The sequence below is a fragment of the Pseudarthrobacter sp. MDT3-1 genome (assembly GCF_054510755.1).
The window spans coordinates 138,420-155,309 of the sequence record NZ_JBTNDX010000006.1 but is presented as its reverse complement, the minus strand read 5'-3'; the positions used below and the strand labels follow the sequence as shown (position 1 = coordinate 155,309).

Below are 16,890 nucleotides of genomic sequence, written 5' to 3'. Positions count from 1 at the left end.
CTATGACTGACGAATTCTCCGTGGAAAGTGTCTACGCAGAGTTGCTGGGGCGTGCGCCGGAAAACAAGATGGAGCCGCGTCTTGCGCCGCTGTTTCGGGCCATGGATGTGCTGGGGGAGCCCAACAAGGCGTTCCCGATCATCCATGTGACGGGCACCAACGGGAAGACCTCCACGGCCCGGATGATCGAGGCCGGGCTGCGCGCGCACGGCCTGAGTACCGGCCGCTACACCAGCCCGCACCTGTCCAAGGTCACCGAGCGGATCAGCATCGACGGCCACCCTGTCTCTGACGAAACGTTTGTCCGGATCTGGGATGAGATCCGCCCGTACCTGCAGATCGTCGACGAAGAGCTTACCGCTGCGGGGGAGCCCCGGCTCACGTACTTCGAGTGCCTGACCATCCTGGGCTTCGCGATCTTCGCGGACCAGCCGGTCAACGTGGCCGTGATCGAGGTGGGTCTGGGCGGCATCACCGATGCCACCAACGTGGGCGACGGCCTGGTTTCCGTGGTCACCCCCATTTCCCTGGACCACACCGACCTGCTGGGCGATACCACCGAGGAGATTGCGTACGAGAAGGCCGGCATCATCAAGCCCGGTGGTTACCTCATCAGTGCCTCGCAGCCCGTTGATGCTGCGCAGGTGCTACTCGAGAAAGCCAAGGACGTGGGAGTCCCGTTCCGGTTTGAAGGCGTAGAGTTCGGCGTCGAATCCCGGACGGTTGCCGTGGGCGGCCAGGTGGTGAGCATTCAGGGCATCGCCGGCCGGTACCCGGAACTGCTGCTGCCGCTGCACGGTGCGCACCAGGCCCAGAACGCAGCAGTGGCGGTGGCAGCCCTCGAGGCCTTCTTCGGCGGCGAGAAGGAACTTGACGCCGAGGTGCTCCAGGAGGCCTTCGCATCCGTCACGTCCCCGGGCCGCCTTGAGGTTGTCCGCACGGCGCCCACCATCATTGTTGACGCGGCCCACAACCCGGACGGCATCAGGGTCTCGGCCGAGGCCATCCAGGAGGCCTTCAGCTTCACCCGGCTGGTGCCGGTAGTGGGAGTCCTGAAGGAGAAGGACGCCGAAGAGATCCTGCGCCAGCTCAAGGAATCCCTGGGCGAGATCGCCCAGGAATACTGCTTTACCCAGTCCAATTCGCCACGGGCAGTGCCCGCGGCCGAACTGGCTGAACTGGCGGTGGAAATGGGCTTCGGCGAAGACAACATCCACATTGCTGAGAAGCTCGACGACGCCCTCGAATGGGCCGTGGAACGCGCCGAAGCCAGCGACGACCTCTCCGGCGGCGTGCTGGTGACGGGTTCCATCACCCTGGTGGCGGAAGCCCGGATCCTGCTCGGAAAGACGGAGGCCTAGCGGTGGCGAAGCTGACCAAAGCGCAGCGCGAGTGGCGCCCGGGAATGCCCAAGAAGCGCCGGTCCACCAAGGTGATGTTTGCCTCCACCGTCCTGCTGCTTGAAGCGTTTGTGGTCTTTTTCGCAACGCTGGCCGTCTTTGGACTCAGGCGCGGCGAGTTTCCGCCGGCGCTGATCCTGGGCATCGGCATCGCACTGAGCGTAGTGATGATCCTGGCCTGCGCGGTGCTGTCCAAGCCCTGTTGCGTGGGACTGGGCTGGATCCTGCAGATTGTGCTGATCCTGACGGGCATCGTTGAGCCCATGATGTTCCTGGTTGGCGCGCTGTTCGGCCTGGCCTGGTGGTATGGAATCCGCACCGGCATCAGGATCGATTCAGAAGCCGCAAAGCGCGAACGCGACCAGGCCGAGTGGAATGCGTCGCACGGGGACACCCCGGAAGCCTCGTAGAATTGTCCCGAAACCACACATTACGCATTGGAGCAGCTATGACCATTGAGCGCACCCTGGTACTGATCAAGCCCGACGGCGTTGCCCGCAACCTCAGCGGCGCCATCCTGGGCCGCATTGAGGCCAAAGGCTACACCCTCGCCGAACTGAAGAAGGTTGACGCCAGCCGGGAACTGCTGGAGCAGCACTACGAAGAACATGTGGGCAAGCCGTTCTACGAGCCCCTCGTTGAATTCATGCTCAGCGGACCGGTGGTGGCCGCGATCTTCGAAGGCCACCGCGTCATTGAAGGCTTCCGGTCCCTGGCCGGCACTACGGATCCCACCACTGCGGCTCCCGGCACCATCCGTGGCGACTTCGGCCGCGACTGGGGCCTGAAGGTCCAGCAGAACCTGGTCCACGGCTCCGACTCCGTGGACTCGGCCGAGCGCGAAATCAAGATCTGGTTCCAGGACTAACGTCCACCCCCAACTGCGCGAACGGACACTTGAGGCCCCGGGAAACCGGGGCCTCAAGTGTTCGTTCGCGCTTGTTGGTTCGCGCCTTTTGTGCGTTTGTGCGGGGCCCGCGTCAGAAGCCCGAGGTTCCGGCAAACACCTGGATGAAAGCGAAGAAGATGGTGGCGATGACCGCCACGTACAGCAGCGCCGTGATGATCCAGCCCGATTCGCCCAGCACACGTGCAGTACCTGCCGGGACGGGGATGACGCCGTGGACGACGTTGCGGATGGTCACCCAGACGAAGAGCGGGATCATCGCGGCCCAGACAATCATGCAGAACGGGCAGAGAACATGGATGTCGTAGAGTGCCTGGGACCAGAGCCACACCACAAACGCGAAGCCGAGCGTCACGCCGGCCTGGAGTCCCGCCCAGTACCAGCGTGCGAACGTGGCGCCGGAGAGCAGGGCCATGCCCACTGTGATGATGACGGCGAACGCCACGATGCCAATAAACATGTTGGGGAACCCGAACGCCGAGCTCTGCCACGTCTGCATGACCTGGCCGCAGGAGATCCACGGATTAACGTCGCAGGCCGTTACATGATTCGGATCCTCGAGGACAGCGAGCTTTTCCAGGACCAGCGTTCCCGAGGCCAGCCAGCCGATGGCGCCAGTGATGACCAATAGCCAGCCGAAGGGCCGGTTGCGTGCCATCGGCGGCACGCTCCCGGGCGTGGCGGCTAACGGCTCCGCCGCAGGGGAGGCAGCCGGCGTGTCGGTGCCGTGGGAGGAAATGCTGGGCATGGTGTGGCGTCCTTTGCTTCGGGTGCTCCTTGCCCCGATTGTAACGCCGGTGGCTGGAAGCAGCATTCAGTCAGCGCCCTCAGGTACCGATCCGTTGCCCGTGGTTCCGCCGCCTTTCAGCCCGGGTGTGAGAGAATGAACATGGCTGGAGGCCGACCCACATTCGGACTCCGGTCCGGTGGCTTGTTTCAAGACCGCCAATGATGAGCAGGGCAGGCTTCGGATTCTCTGATCCGGCTTCCCGCAATTCCATTGGTCGGCACCTGGTTGTGGCGTGTAGAACAACGGGTTTCAGGACACAGCCGACGGCTCCCACGGGCTGCCGCACCCCTCTGCCGGTGCGAACCTGGGAGTATCCACTTGACTTCTGTCAACGCCTGCGGGTTTTGACAATATGTGCCCCAATGGGTGCCGGATGTGGCGGTACGTCAGGGGCAGGAGTGTTGCCACATATGGAAAACGAACTAACACCAGCCGTTAATGATGAAGCCGTCGCCGAGGCCACGGAAGCGCCCAAGAAGCCCACCCGGACACGCCGGAAGGCAGTGCCGAAGGCCGCAGAGGTCGCACCGGTGAATGAGGCCGCCGAGGCTGAGCCTGCGACGGACGCCGCACCGGAGCCTAAGGCGCCGGTCCGCCGCACCCGCGCACGTAAGAAGGTGGAGACCGCCGAACCGTTGCCGGCCTTCGCTGCTGAGGTTCTGGAGGCACCTGCCGCCGTTGTTACCGAGACCGTCGTAGAGCCCGCCGCCGTCGAACCGGAGGACGGAGCCGCAGCCCCCGAGGCTGCGGCGGAGACCAAGCCTGTCCGCCGCCGCCGCGTGGCCACGCGCAAAACCTCTGCCCCCGACGTCGCTCCCGCGGCCGTGGAACAGGCAGCTCCGGAGCAGGCAGCCCCTGAAACTGCAGCGACGCCGGCCCCGGAAGCAGAGGAAGTCGCCGCTGCGGAGGCCGCCGCGCCCGCAGCAGCCGCCGCCGTTGCCCCCGTCAACGCTGCCCCGGTCAACGCTGCCGCCGCGCTGGCTGAAGAGCCGGCTGCTGCTGAGACTGCCAGCCCGTTCAGTTCACTGTTCCTTGAGCCGGCGTCCACCACATCGGTGCTTTTCCAGGCCCCCGACCTCAGCACCGTGGTCCGCCCCGCGCCGGTTGCTGCCGTGGTTGAAGAGCCGGAAGAGGACGACCCCGACGACGGCGAAGCAGACGACGCCAACGGCCGCCGCAGGCGCCGCAGCCGTGGTCGCCGTGGACGCAGCCGCACAGGCGAAAGCGATGCTGAGGGTGAAAACGAAGGCGACGAAGGCGCAGCCGAAGAAACCGATGAGGAGTCCGCCGGGCAGGCCGATGAGGGCGTGACGTCCCGTCGTCGCCGTCGCCGCCGCCGTGGCGACCAGGATCTGGAACTGACCGGAGGCGAAGGCGACGACCCGCCCAACACGGTGACCCGTGTCCGCGCGCCGCGCGCCGCGACCGAAGCGCCGGTCAACAACCGCGTCACGTCTGTCAAGGGTTCCACCCGCCTCGAAGCCAAGAAGCAGCGCCGCCGCGAATCCCGCGACACCGGCCGCCGCCGCACCGTCATCACCGAGGCCGAGTTCCTGGCCCGCCGCGAATCGGTTGACCGGCAGATGATCGTCCGCCAGCGCGACGACAGAATCCAGATCGGCGTCCTCGAAGACGGCGTCCTGGCCGAGCACTTTGTCTCCAAGACCCAGCAGGACTCCCTGATCGGCAACGTCTACCTCGGCAAGGTGCAGAACGTACTGCCGTCCATGGAAGCGGCGTTTGTTGACATCGGACGCGGCCGCAACGCCGTCCTGTATGCCGGTGAAGTGAACTGGGAGGCCGTTAACCTCGAAGGCAAGCAGCGCCGGATCGAAAACGCGCTCAAGTCCGGCGACACCGTCCTGGTCCAGGTCACCAAGGATCCCGTGGGCCACAAGGGTGCACGCCTGACCAGCCAGATCTCGCTGCCCGGCCGCTACCTGGTCTATGTGCCCGGCGGCTCCATGACCGGAATCTCCCGCAAACTGCCCGACGTCGAGCGAAACCGCCTCAAGCGCATCCTCAAGGACCGCCTCCCGGAGCACGCCGGCGTCATCGTCCGCACCGCTGCCGAAGGCGCCTCGGAAGAGGAGCTCACGCACGACATCAACCGGCTGCGGGCCCAGTGGGAGGGCATCGAAAGCCAGTCCACGTCCACCAAGATCCTCGCGCCGGAGCTGCTCTACGGCGAACCTGACCTCACCATCAAGGTAGTCCGTGATGTCTTCAACGAGGACTTCTCCAAGCTGATCGTCTCCGGTGAAGAGGCCTGGGACACCATCGAGGCCTACGTCACCTACGTGGCCCCGGACCTCGTGGGCCGCCTGGAAAAGTGGACCAAGGACCAGGACATCTTCGCTGCGTGGCGGATCGATGAGCAGATCCACAAGGCCCTGGAACGCAAGGTCTTCCTGCCTTCGGGCGGTTCGCTGGTCATTGACCGCACCGAAGCCATGACCGTGGTGGACGTCAATACCGGCAAGTTCACCGGCAGCGGCGGCAACCTCGAGGAAACCGTCACCAAGAACAACCTCGAGGCAGCTGAAGAAGTGGTCCGGCAGCTCCGGCTCCGCGACATCGGCGGCATCATCGTTATCGACTTCATCGATATGGTCCTCGAATCCAACCGCGACCTTGTCCTGCGCCGCATGGTGGAATGCCTGGGCCGCGACCGGACCAAGCATCAGGTGGCCGAAGTGACCTCGCTGGGCCTCGTGCAGATGACGCGCAAGCGCATGGGCACCGGGCTTCTGGAAGTCTTCGGCGAGCAGTGTGAAACCTGTGCAGGCCGTGGAATTGTCACCCACGACGACCCCGTGGAACACCGCCGCGCCAACACGGTAGCCGCGGAGCACCACGTGCAGCGGGTTGACAGCCGCCCGGAAGCCCAGCGCACCGACAGCGTGCGGACTGACAGCCAGCGCCCGGACAGCCAGCCGGGTGGCCGCACTGACCGGAAGCGCCGTCGCGGACGGGGCGGCCAGCCGCTGGAAACAGCACCGGCAGCTCCGGTGCAGATCCACACGGTCCACCCGGAAGCCAGCGATGCCGAGCGCCATGCGAAGGCGGAGGCCACGCGGGCAGCGCTTGCGAACATTGCGGCCGCGGCCCACGCTGCGCATCTGCATGACGACGAGGTGGCTCACGCATCAGCTGCCGCGGGCCGGCAGTCTGCGGCTCCGGTGCCGGCTCCGGTTGGGCAGTCCGAAACGGACTCCAACGGCCGCCCGGCCGCAGTGCTGACATTCGGCGGCGAGCAGGTGGTGCTTCCGTTCGTGGCGCACCACGATGACCAGCCGCACGCACCTGCCCTGACACTTGACCGCCTCGCGGAGGCCTTCGCCCACCTTGGTGAGCGGGCTCCTGTAGCGGAGAGCACGCCGCCGGCAGTCCAGGCAACTGAAAGCCGGGCGGCCGAACCTGCCCGCCAGCAGCAGCCAGCCGCGGCGGAGAGGGATTACTCCGATCACACCGAGGAGCCCCGCGCCCGCCGTCCCCGGCGGAACCGGAGTGCCAGCCGTGCCCAGGGCGCAGCCAACGCCACGTCCGTAGAGCATCACGAAGCCGCTCCGGCGGCTGCCGCCGGACACACCCACGCCGCCAAGGCGCCGGAGCCCGTCAAGGCTCCTGTGGCCGACAAGCCGGTTGCCGCCAACGCGCCCATCATCCTGGGCGTAGGAGTTCCGGCCTCGGAGCTCTGACCAAGCAGTAGGGCAAGCCAATACAACGGCGCCTGGATGTGCCTGTGAATCACAGGCTGCGTCCGGGCGTCCGGCGTTAAGTCGCGAGGAACGCTAGGCTGGTGACTGACACGGGGTGCCGCGCAGAGAGCCGGCTGAGATCCACACCCGTTGAACCTGTCCGGTTAGCACCGGCGAAGGGATGTCTCCTTTGGCTTCAACTTCTGTCCTTCCTCCTGCAACGCCCGCGGCGGCTCTACAGGGATCCTCAGCAACCGGGGCTGAGGTCCTGCCCGCGCCAGGCCGGACTGCCAACGTCCAGGTGCTGCGTGACGTTCCGCGGGTGCTGTCCATTGCCGGATCGGACCCTTCAGGTGGCGCCGGCGTCCAGGCCGACCTCAAAAGCATCGCGGCTCTTGGCGGCTACGGCATGGCGGCCATCACCGCACTGACAGTCCAAAACACCCGGGGGGTCCAGGCGGTTCACGTTCCGCCTGCGTCCTTCCTGGGCCAGCAGCTCGATGCCATCAGCGATGACATCACCATCGACGCGGTCAAGATCGGCATGCTGGGCGACGCTGCGGTGATAGGCGTGGTCCGCGACTGGCTGGAAAAGGTGCGTCCCGCCGTCGTCGTTCTTGATCCGGTGATGGTGGCCACAAGCGGCGACCGGCTACTGCAGGGGTCTGCCGAGGCGGCCCTGCGGGAGCTGCTCCCGCTCGCGGACCTGATCACCCCCAACCTGGCCGAACTGGCCATCCTGGTGGGGGAGCCGCAGGCGAGGGAATGGCACGACGCGCTCGGGCAGGGACAGCGGTTGTCCGCCGCGACCGGTGCCACTGTCCTGGTCAAGGGCGGCCATCTCGACGGCGGTGCGTGCCCGGATGCCCTGGTCAACGCTGCCGGGCTGCTCGCCCAGGAAGTGGTGGAAGTGAGCGGGGACAGGATCCCCACGCGCAACAGCCACGGCACCGGCTGCTCACTGTCATCGGCCATGGCCACGGCCCAGGCCCGGTTGGGGGACTGGGAAGCCGCACTACGGCAAGTGAAGCCCTGGCTGGTGGGCGCGCTGCAGGCCGCTGACCAACTTGAGGTGGGCGCGGGCAACGGCCCCATCAACCACTTCCACCACATGCAACAGGTTCCGGCAGCCGGCGAATTCGCAGAGACGCTGCGGCGGGCGTCGGAGCCGGATCTTGCAGCCATCTACGGGCTGGATTTCATCCGCGACCTGGCGGCCGGCACTTTGGCTGAGGAACAGTTCGCCTATTACCTCGCCCAGGACGCCATCTACCTCAACGGCTATTCGCGGGTCCTTGCCCGGGCCAGTGCGCTGGCGCCCACGGAAGCCGCCCAGCTGTTCTGGGCAAAGTCGGCCCAGCAATGCCTTGAGGTCGAGTCCGAACTGCACCGCACGTGGCTAAGCACCAGGACAGTGGACTCCGTCCTGGGACCTGTCACCAAGTCCTACGTGGACCACCTGCTGGCGGCCTCGGCCTCAGGCAGCTACGCGGTCCTCGTGGCGGCGGTACTGCCGTGCTTCTGGCTGTATGCCGAAGTGGGACAGACTCTCCACGCGGAGTTCCTGGCTGCGGGTGCCCCGGCAGCACATCCTTATGCCGACTGGCTGCGGGCCTATGCTGACGAGGATTTCGCCCAGGCCACGCGCTACGCCATCGACTTTGGTGACGACGCCGGTCGGAGTGCTTCCGCGGATGAACAGGCGGCGATGCTGGTGGCTTTCAGGCAGTCGTGCCGGTTCGAGGTGGAATTCTTCGACGCGCCGCGAATTCATTCCTGACTGGCTGGGGCCCGTGCGGCCTGTACGATAGTCGGGCACGGTTTTGGATTGTCAGTGCAGTACCTGCTTGTGGGTCCTATCACAGACAACCTGCCGTAACCAGCCTCATTTGCGGCCGAAGGCAAAATTAGCGTATTCTAGATCTTCGGTGCTTACGCCAACACTTGGGTTACGACCCCACGGCGTTGAGGCACAGCGAGAACCCAGCCAATTATGGAACAGGGTTCAGCACGCAAATTTAGTAATAAACGTCGAGAGAAGTGAGTTCCCAAGTGGTGTACGCGATTGTCCGCGCAGGCGGCCGCCAAGAGAAGGTTTCCGTTGGAGACTTCGTTACCCTGAACCGCGTCCCCGGTGGAGCCGGCAGCACCTTTGAGTTGCCCGCACTGCTCCTGGTAGACGGTGACAAAGTCACCTCTGCTGCTGCGGACCTGGCCAAGGTAACGGTTACGGCTGAGATCCTCGAAGACCTCCGTGGTCCGAAGATCGTCATCCAGAAGTTCAAGAACAAGACCGGTTACAAGAAGCGCCAGGGTCACCGTCAGGAATTGACCAAGGTCAAGATCACGGGTATCAAGTAACTCTTCGTTACTGTTCAGGTTCTTCAGCAGATTCCCCAGAATTTAAAGGCAGGCATTTCAAATGGCACATAAAAAAGGCGCGAGTTCCACTCGCAACGGTCGTGACTCCAACGCCCAGTACCTCGGCGTCAAGCGCTTCGGCGGCCAGGTAGTTTCCGCAGGCGAGATCATCGTTCGCCAGCGTGGCACCCACTTCCACCCGGGCGCCGGCGTTGGACGTGGCGGCGACGACACACTGTTCGCACTGGCCCCGGGAGCTGTCCAGTTCGGCACCCGCCGCGGTCGCCGCGTTGTTAACATCGTTGCTGCTGCAGCTGCAGAGTAACAAATAGTTCTGAAGCGGTGGAGCGGGCCATTTTGGTCCGCTCCACTGTTCTTTTAACCGCATTACAATCGTCTTGTCGCCTTTGGGCGTACAGGAAAACAGCACTGAGGAGATCCACGTGGCGAGCTTTGTAGACCGGGTAGTACTGCACGTATCCGGCGGTACCGGCGGCCACGGGTGTGTCTCTGTCCACCGGGAGAAGTTCAAGCCCCTGGGCGGTCCCGACGGCGGCAACGGCGGCGACGGCGGCGATGTCATCCTGCGCGTTGATCACCAGACCACCACGCTGCTTGACTACCACCACGCCCCGCACCGCCATGCCACCAACGGTGGCCCCGGCATGGGTGACTGGCGGGGTGGCAAGAGCGGCGAGACCCTCATCCTGCCCGTACCGGACGGCACCGTGGTCAAGTCCAAGGACGGCACCGTCCTGGCGGACCTGGTCGGCGAAGGCGCCGAGTATGTGGCGGCCGCCGGCGGCCTGGGCGGCCTGGGCAATGCTTCGCTGTCCTCGCAGAAGCGCCGTGCCCCGGGCTTCGCCCTGCTGGGCATCGAGGGTGACGCCCGTGACATTGTGCTGGAACTGAAGTCCATCGCCGACATCGCGCTGGTGGGTTTCCCCTCTGCCGGCAAATCCAGCCTGATCGCGGCCATGTCCGCCGCGCGGCCCAAGATCGCCGATTACCCCTTTACCACGCTGATCCCGAACCTGGGTGTTGTCCAGTCCGGCGATGTCCGCTTCACCATTGCGGACGTCCCGGGCCTCATCGAGGGCGCCAGCGAAGGCAAGGGTCTTGGCCACCACTTCCTGCGCCACGTGGAGCGCTGCGCCGCCCTGGTGCACGTGCTGGACTGCGGCACGCTTGAATCGGACCGTGACCCTTTGGCGGACCTGGCCATCATCGAGGCCGAGCTGGAAAAATACTCCGTGGATATGAGTTATGCCGGTGCCGACGGCGAAGTGGTTCCGCTAAACCACCGTCCGCGCCTGGTGGCCCTGAACAAGGTGGACCTCCCGGACGGCAAGGACATGGCTGAATTTGTCCGCCCGGAACTGGAGTCACGCGGCTACCGGGTCTTCGAAATCTCGGCTACCAGCCACGAGGGTCTCCGCCAGCTCGGCTTCGCCATGGCGGAAATCGTCCAGGCTGCCCGTGCCGCCCTCGCAGCCGCCCCGCCCAAGGTCCAGCCTCCCGTTCTGCGGCCCCGCGCCGTCAACGAATCCGGCTTCAAGATCCGCCGCGAGGAAAAGAACCTCGAGCCGCTCTTCCGCGTCCTGGGCGACAAGCCCGTCCGCTGGGTTAAGCAGACCGACTTCACCAACGAGGAAGCCATCGGCTATCTCGCCGACCGCCTGGCGAAGCTCGGCGTCGAAAACGAACTGTTCAAGCAGGGCGCCGTGCCCGGTGACACCGTGGTGATCGGCGAGGACGACGGCGTTGTCTTCGACTGGGAGCCCACCATGATGGCCGGTGCAGAACTGCTGGCGGCACCGCGTGGCACCGACGTCCGCTTCGCCGACATCGGCGACCGGCCCACCCGCGGGCAGAAGCGGGACGAGCAGGTGGAACGCCGTGAGGCCAAGGCCGCCGCCCGCGCCGAGCTCGAGGCAGAGCGCAAGGCCGGGATCTGGACCGAATCGGTCAGCGGGCGCCGCGCCGCCAAGCCTGTCACTGAGAGTGGGCTGGGCGTTGAAGATGACGAGTGAGGCCGCTGAAATGACCGAAGAGTCCGCAGTAATCATCGAGGAACCCAAAGACGACCGCAGTGTGCTCGCCCGGGCCCGCCGGATCGTTGTCAAAGTAGGGTCGTCGTCGCTGACCAGCATCAAGGGCGGCATCTCGGAAGAGTCCCTGACCGCCCTCTCAGATGTCTTGGCCGCCAAACATAACGCCGGCACGGAAATTATCCTGGTTTCTTCGGGAGCCATTTCCGCAGGGCTTGCGCCCCTCGGCCTGGTGAAGCGTCCGCGTGACCTCGCGACCCAGCAGGCCGCCGCCAGCGTGGGCCAGGGCCTGCTCATGGCGCGCTACACGCACGCGTTCGGCGCCCACGGCGTCACGGTCAGCCAGGTGCTGCTGACCGCAGATGACCTCATGCGTCGTAGCCACCACGCGAACGCGTTCCGTGCACTGAACCGCCTCCTCAACCTCGGCGTTGTGCCGGTGGTCAATGAAAACGACACGGTCGCCACGCACAAGATCCGTTTCGGCGACAACGACAGGCTCTCAGCGCTCGTGGCCCATCTGGTCCGTGCTGACGCCCTGATCCTGCTGTCCGACGTCGACTCGATATACGACGGCCCGCCCGCCAAGGGCGCCAAGCGCATTTCCCAGGTGGACGGCCCCGGAGATCTTGAGGCAGTGACTATCGGGAAGCCGGGCAAGGCAGGCGTAGGCACCGGCGGCATGCAGACTAAAGTCGAGGCTGCCATCATGGCCGCCGACTCCGGCATCCCGGCGCTGGTCACGTCCACAACCAACGCCGCAGCCGCCCTGGCCGGTGAGGACGTGGGGACCTGGTTCACCGTGAACAGCGGCCGGAAGTCCGTGCGGATGATGTGGCTGGCCCACCTGGCGCACGTTCAGGGCAGGCTCTTCCTTGACGACGGCGCCGTGCACGCTGTGCGGGACAATCGCTACTCGCTGCTCCCCGCCGGAATTTCATCGGTGGACGGCACCTTCGAAGCCGGCGACGCCGTCGAGATGGTGGCCGGCGACGGTACCGTCATCGCGCGCGGTTTGGTTAATTACTCTTCCGAAGAGCTTCCCCAGATGCTGGGGCGCTCCACAGTGGAACTGGGCGAGTCCCTGGGCCGCGGATTCGACCGTGAGGTTGTCCATATCGACGACCTGGTTCTGGTCTGAGCGGTCCGCTCGCCTAGACTTGAAGGATGACTGAGGCACTGATTTCCCAAGCCACTGGCACTTCCGACGATTCAACCGTGGTTCCTCCCGGGCGGGAACAGGGGGGGACCCACACTCCGGCGAAGGTTGAGGCGGCCGTCCACGCCATCGCTGACCGCTCACGGCAGGCAGCCCGCCAGATGGCCGGGGCCAACCGCGCCCGGAAGGACAGTGGCCTCCGGGCCATCGGTGCCGCATTGCTGGCGCGGAAGGACTTCATCCTGTCGGCCAACGCCAAGGACGTTGCGGCCGGCAAAGCCAACGGCACGTCGGCGGCCCTGTTGGACCGCCTCACCTTGACCGAAAGCCGGATCGACGGGCTCGTGGCGTCCCTGGAAAACCTGGCCAGCCTGCCCGATCCGGTCGGAAACGTGGTCCGAGGCCAGACCCTCCCCAATGGGCTGCGCCTGCGCCAGATCAACGTGCCCATGGGAGTGGTTGCCGCCATTTACGAGGCCCGCCCCAACGTCACTGTAGACATCGCCGGTCTTGGCCTCAAGAGCGGCAACGCCGTCATCCTCCGCGGCGGCACTGCTGCCGCCTCCACCAACGAAGCACTGGTCCAGATCCTCCGCGAAGCCCTGGACTCCGTCGGGCTGCCGGCCGATGCCGTGCAGACAGTGGACCAGTACGGCCGTGAAGGTGCGAATGCGCTGATGCGTGCGCGCGGCCGCGTTGATGTCCTGATTCCGCGCGGCGGCCGGGACCTGATCCAGTCCGTGGTGCTGAACGCCGCCGTGCCGGTCATCGAGACCGGCGAGGGCAACGTGCATATCTTCATCGACGAATCCGCCAGCGAGGACATGGCGGTGGAGATCCTGCTGAACGCCAAGACCCAGCGGCCCAGTGTCTGCAACACCGTGGAGACGCTGCTGGTCCATTCGCGGTCCGCCGTGCTGCCCGCCGTCGCCGCCGCGTTGCGCGGCGCCGGGGTCACCCTCCACGCCGACGAGCGCATCCGTGCGGCGCTGCCTTCATCTGTTGAGTCCGTTCCGGCAACGGATGAGGACTGGGGAACCGAGTACATGGACCTGGACCTCGCCGTAGCAATGGTGGACAGCCTGGATGACGCCGTCAAGCACATCCGGACCTGGTCCACGGGCCACACCGAAGCGATCCTCACCAACGACCTGGCCAACGCGGAGCGGTTCATCGCCGAGGTTGACTCTGCCGCGGTCATCGTCAACGCGTCCACGCGGTTTACCGACGGCGGCGAGCTGGGCCTCGGTGCCGAGGTTGGCATCTCCACGCAGAAGCTGCACGCCCGCGGCCCGATGGGACTGACAGAGCTCACCACCACTAAGTGGATCGTGCAGGGCGAAGGCCAGGTCCGCGGGTAGCAACGCGGTAATATAGACAGAAGTCCGGAACGGCGGGACAATCCGCTGCCACATCCTTGAACCCTAGGGGAGAAAATGCTGCTCCAGCAGATCGCCATGACCGTTGCCGAAGGCGGAGAACACGCACCCGCTCCGATCTGGGCTGAACCGTGGGTGTTCGGCGCATCCATTTTCGCCATCCTGCTGGTGATGATGTTCGTTACGCTCTCCTACTCGAACCTGGGCAACCGGCACACCGTAACGGATGAGCACGCCGATCCGCACCGCCAGCACCCCAACAAGCACGACCACGGCCAAGGCCACTGAAATTTCCCGTGTTCTGCACCGTGACGGTGCGCAAAGGCGGCTGCGGCTGGGCGTGATGGGCGGGACGTTTGATCCCATCCACCACGGCCACCTTGTTGCAGCCAGCGAAGTGGCCGCCAAGTTCAGCCTGGATGAAGTGGTCTTTGTCCCCACCGGGCAGCCGTGGCAAAAGTCGCACAAGCAGGTCAGTGAGCCTGAGCACCGCTACCTCATGACGGTGATCGCCACGGCATCGAACCCCCGCTTCACCGTCAGCAGGGTGGATATTGACCGGCCCGGTCGCACGTATACCATTGATACCTTGCGGGATCTCCGGACCCAGCGTCCGGATGCGGATCTGTTCTTCATTACCGGTGCGGATGCACTGGCGCAGATTCTTTCCTGGAAGGACATCGACGAGCTGTGGTCACTGGCCCATTTTGTCGGTGTGACACGGCCGGGACATGTGCTTGATGGCATGGGCCGCAAGGACGTCAGCCTCCTCGAGGTGCCGGCCATGGCCATCTCGTCCACGGACTGCCGTGTCCGTGTAGCCGGGAACAACCCCGTCTGGTACCTCGTGCCGGACGGAGTGGTCCAATACATCGCCAAATATGGTCTGTACGCCGAGGGATCAGATCCCCAGGACGTCCGAACTACCGAAACAGACGAGCCAGCCAGTACTGAATGAGTCCTCAATGAGTCAGGAAAAGCCCCCCGTCCGCAGCCGCCGCGAACTGCGGCAGGCCAGAGATGAGAACACGGCTCCCGGGTCCAACGGCCCGGGCCAGGTTTCGCCTGCCTCAAAACAACGGCGCGCGGCTGACGCCCCGGTGGATTCCGTCCCCGAGCAGTCCCAAGCGCAGCGGTCCTCGCAGATCCGGGCCCGCGACCGCGCGGCGCTGCGTGCCATCAAAGAACTCGAGGAGAAAGAGGGCCAGCTTTCCGCAGGAGGCCCTCCCACGCGCAGGCAGTTGCGGCTCCAGCAACTGAAGGAACAGGCCGTCACCTCGGCCAATCCCATCATTCCCGCTCCCATGGGGCAGCCTTTGCCAAGCCAACCCGCGCCGAGCCAACCTAAGCCAGGCCAAGCCAAGCTGGGTCAAGCGAAGACAGCCCCAACGAGGCCAGGTCACGACACCGCTGTATCCGCCGATATGGCCGGGCCCGCCGCGCCGGCGAACGGTGCAGGTGTTCCGGCTGGCATGAGCGTGGAGCAGGCACTCGCAGCCCGCACGCTTATTGCCGAGCAGGCCAAGAACCAGCTGGCCAAGATGGAACACATCGCCTCGCTGGACCCCGAAGCAGTGGATCCGGACATCCTTGCGGAACAGATCGCCTTGGCCGAGCGCGCGGCGGTGCTTAACCGCCGGGCGATGGCCAAGCGGAAGCTGGCCGAGCAGGCCGCCACTGCCCAGCCAGTATCAGTACCCACGCAGGCTCCCAATCCGCAGGCCGCGGCCACGCAATCCGTTCCCCAGACGGGCCCGGCCACCGCCGACAACCTGGCCATGGTCACGCCGCTGGAATTCGTGCAGGTACCCGGCGTCGACCGTCCTGTGATGAAACCCCCGGCGACCTCCTACGTGCCGCTGGCGACCCAGGCCGGACCAAAGGTCCGGCCAGGCGGCAAGGGCCGCAGGCCGTCCACTACGTCCAAAGAGCCGGCCGCGGGTTCTGCGCAGGCGGCCGCGTCGGGCCGTTCCCGGGTGATCGCCCGTGCGGAAGCTGCTGCCAGGGCCGCCGCGGCACCGAAGCGCGTCGTCCCCGTCCAGCCCATCACGGCCTCTACGCCAGTGGGGGAGACGGGCGATCTGTTCGATGACCTGCCGCGCATCCCGGCACGGTCAGCGCATGGGCTGGAGCCGCTGGATGCGGCAACGGCCGGCCTGGCCCGTGCGAAGCGGCTCAGGCTTATGCAGGTCCTCGTCCTGGCTTTTGGGATCGTGGCCCTTATTTCCGGCGTTATCCTCATCGTCAGCGGCATCTCCAGCTGACCAGGCAACGCCCTTTTACAAAGCTTTAGAAAACTACAAGGAGTCCCATGACTGCAACAGATTCATCCATCGCCATTGCCCGCCAAGCCGCCAAGGCAGCCGCGGACAAGATTGCCCACGACATTGTGGCCCTCGATGTCAGCGAACGGCTGGCACTGGCGGACGTCTTCCTCATCGCATCCGCGCCGAGCGAGCGCCAGGTCAACGCCATCGTTGACGGCATCGAAGAAGAACTTTCCAAGCAGGACCTCCGTCCGGTACGCCGCGAAGGCCGCTCCGGCGGGCGCTGGGTACTGCTGGATTACTCGGACATCGTCATCCACGTCCAGCATGAAGAGGACCGCGTTTTCTACGCCCTGGAGCGCCTGTGGAAGGACTGCCCAGTGGTTGACCTGCAGCTGGGCGAGGACACGTCAGCCAAGGCGACGGCGGCCTCCGACTCCGAATAGCAGGCCTTGCCGGCCCGAATATGCCCGATTTGGAATTTTCGGAAAAGCTGGTCTAAGATATTTGAGTTGCTCCGGGGAGACCGCGGAGTAACGAAGGTCCGGGGCTGTGGCGCAGCTGGTAGCGCACCTGCATGGCATGCAGGGGGTCAGGGGTTCGAGTCCCCTCAGCTCCACCGGATAATCCGCCGGAATCGAAAGATTCCGGCGGATTTTTTGTTGCAGGAAAATGCGCCTCCCGATTGGCGCAGCGCGCAGATTTCTATTAAGCTGATCAGGTTGCTTCGGGCGGTCTGAACCGCGGAGAAGCACAAGTTTGGGGCTGTGGCGCAGCTGGTAGCGCACCTGCATGGCATGCAGGGGGTCAGGGGTTCGAGTCCCCTCAGCTCCACCAAACAGGACGCAGGTCCGTAAAAAAATGAGCCACCCGGT

15 protein-coding genes, 2 tRNA genes and 1 riboswitch are annotated in these 16,890 nt (G+C 65.3%); of the genes, 16 read left to right on the top strand and 1 reads right to left on the bottom strand.

Features of this window, described 5'->3' with window-relative positions:
* Positions 1 to 2: 2 nt before the first annotated feature.
* Genes ACX80X_RS06780 through ndk form a run of 3 tightly spaced genes read left to right on the top strand, consistent with a single transcriptional unit; the run spans position 3 to position 2,268 of the window.
* Entirely contained in the window at positions 3 to 1,361 is a 1,359-nt protein-coding gene (locus ACX80X_RS06780) for a bifunctional folylpolyglutamate synthase/dihydrofolate synthase (RefSeq protein WP_252599528.1), read from the top strand.
* A gap of 2 nt (positions 1,362 to 1,363) precedes the next feature.
* Positions 1,364 to 1,810 (top strand): DUF4233 domain-containing protein, encoded by a 447-nt coding sequence (locus ACX80X_RS06775; protein ID WP_459311586.1) that lies wholly within the window; start codon positions 1,364 to 1,366, stop codon positions 1,808 to 1,810.
* Positions 1,811 to 1,848: 38 nt separating this feature from the next.
* Positions 1,849 to 2,268, top strand: a complete 420-nt coding sequence (gene ndk, locus ACX80X_RS06770) for a nucleoside-diphosphate kinase (protein WP_058932211.1) — start codon at positions 1,849 to 1,851, stop codon at positions 2,266 to 2,268.
* Between the two features lie 112 nt (positions 2,269 to 2,380).
* Here the strand turns inward: ndk and ACX80X_RS06765 are convergent, their stop codons facing one another.
* Positions 2,381 to 3,055 carry a vitamin K epoxide reductase family protein gene (locus ACX80X_RS06765; protein WP_252599526.1) on the bottom strand — a complete coding sequence of 225 codons (675 nt, stop codon included), beginning with the start codon at positions 3,053 to 3,055 and terminating at the stop codon, positions 2,381 to 2,383.
* Between the two features lie 452 nt (positions 3,056 to 3,507).
* Here ACX80X_RS06765 and ACX80X_RS06760 point away from each other — a divergent pair, with 452 nt between their 5' ends.
* From ACX80X_RS06760 to ACX80X_RS06700, 13 genes are all read left to right on the top strand, one after another.
* Positions 3,508 to 6,798, top strand: coding sequence for an Rne/Rng family ribonuclease (locus ACX80X_RS06760; RefSeq protein WP_252599525.1), 3,291 nt, complete (start codon positions 3,508 to 3,510; stop codon positions 6,796 to 6,798).
* A 101-nt stretch (positions 6,799 to 6,899) separates the two neighbouring features.
* Positions 6,900 to 6,997, top strand: a riboswitch (TPP riboswitch).
* On the top strand, positions 6,980 to 8,578 hold the full coding sequence (gene thiD, locus ACX80X_RS06755; RefSeq protein WP_252599524.1) for a bifunctional hydroxymethylpyrimidine kinase/phosphomethylpyrimidine kinase: 1,599 nt from the start codon (positions 6,980 to 6,982) through the stop codon (positions 8,576 to 8,578). Its footprint overlaps the riboswitch before it by 18 nt.
* A 272-nt stretch (positions 8,579 to 8,850) precedes the next feature.
* Positions 8,851 to 9,159, top strand: a complete 309-nt coding sequence (rplU, locus tag ACX80X_RS06750) for a 50S ribosomal protein L21 (RefSeq protein ID WP_018773353.1) — start codon at positions 8,851 to 8,853, stop codon at positions 9,157 to 9,159.
* Positions 9,160 to 9,220: 61 nt separating this feature from the next.
* Positions 9,221 to 9,484 carry a 50S ribosomal protein L27 gene (rpmA, locus tag ACX80X_RS06745; protein WP_056340543.1) on the top strand — a complete coding sequence of 88 codons (264 nt, stop codon included), beginning with the start codon at positions 9,221 to 9,223 and terminating at the stop codon, positions 9,482 to 9,484.
* A 118-nt stretch (positions 9,485 to 9,602) separates the two neighbouring features.
* Complete coding sequence (gene obgE / locus ACX80X_RS06740) at positions 9,603 to 11,192, top strand: GTPase ObgE (RefSeq protein WP_252599523.1); 1,590 nt, start codon at positions 9,603 to 9,605, stop codon at positions 11,190 to 11,192.
* Between the two features lie 10 nt (positions 11,193 to 11,202).
* On the top strand, positions 11,203 to 12,351 hold the full coding sequence (proB, locus tag ACX80X_RS06735; RefSeq protein WP_252599522.1) for a glutamate 5-kinase: 1,149 nt from the start codon (positions 11,203 to 11,205) through the stop codon (positions 12,349 to 12,351).
* A 26-nt stretch (positions 12,352 to 12,377) separates the two neighbouring features.
* Positions 12,378 to 13,730 (top strand): glutamate-5-semialdehyde dehydrogenase, encoded by a 1,353-nt coding sequence (locus ACX80X_RS06730; protein WP_252599521.1) that lies wholly within the window; start codon positions 12,378 to 12,380, stop codon positions 13,728 to 13,730.
* Between the two features lie 75 nt (positions 13,731 to 13,805).
* Entirely contained in the window at positions 13,806 to 14,036 is a 231-nt protein-coding gene (locus ACX80X_RS06725; protein ID WP_252599520.1) for a hypothetical protein, read from the top strand.
* Entirely contained in the window at positions 13,975 to 14,706 is a 732-nt protein-coding gene (nadD, locus tag ACX80X_RS06720; protein ID WP_256470950.1) for a nicotinate-nucleotide adenylyltransferase, read from the top strand. Before ACX80X_RS06725 ends, nadD begins: the two co-directional genes overlap by 62 nt.
* 7 nt (positions 14,707 to 14,713) lie before the next feature.
* Complete coding sequence (locus ACX80X_RS06715) at positions 14,714 to 16,012, top strand: hypothetical protein (RefSeq protein WP_252599519.1); 1,299 nt, start codon at positions 14,714 to 14,716, stop codon at positions 16,010 to 16,012.
* 47 nt (positions 16,013 to 16,059) lie between these two features.
* A complete protein-coding gene (gene rsfS, locus ACX80X_RS06710) occupies positions 16,060 to 16,461 on the top strand; it encodes a ribosome silencing factor (RefSeq protein ID WP_058932218.1) in 402 nt (133 codons plus the stop codon).
* Positions 16,462 to 16,561: 100 nt separating this feature from the next.
* Positions 16,562 to 16,634: transfer RNA gene (locus ACX80X_RS06705), tRNA-Ala, on the top strand.
* 142 nt (positions 16,635 to 16,776) lie between these two features.
* Positions 16,777 to 16,852 (top strand) — tRNA-Ala (locus ACX80X_RS06700).
* The last annotated feature ends 38 nt before the right edge of the window (positions 16,853 to 16,890 follow it).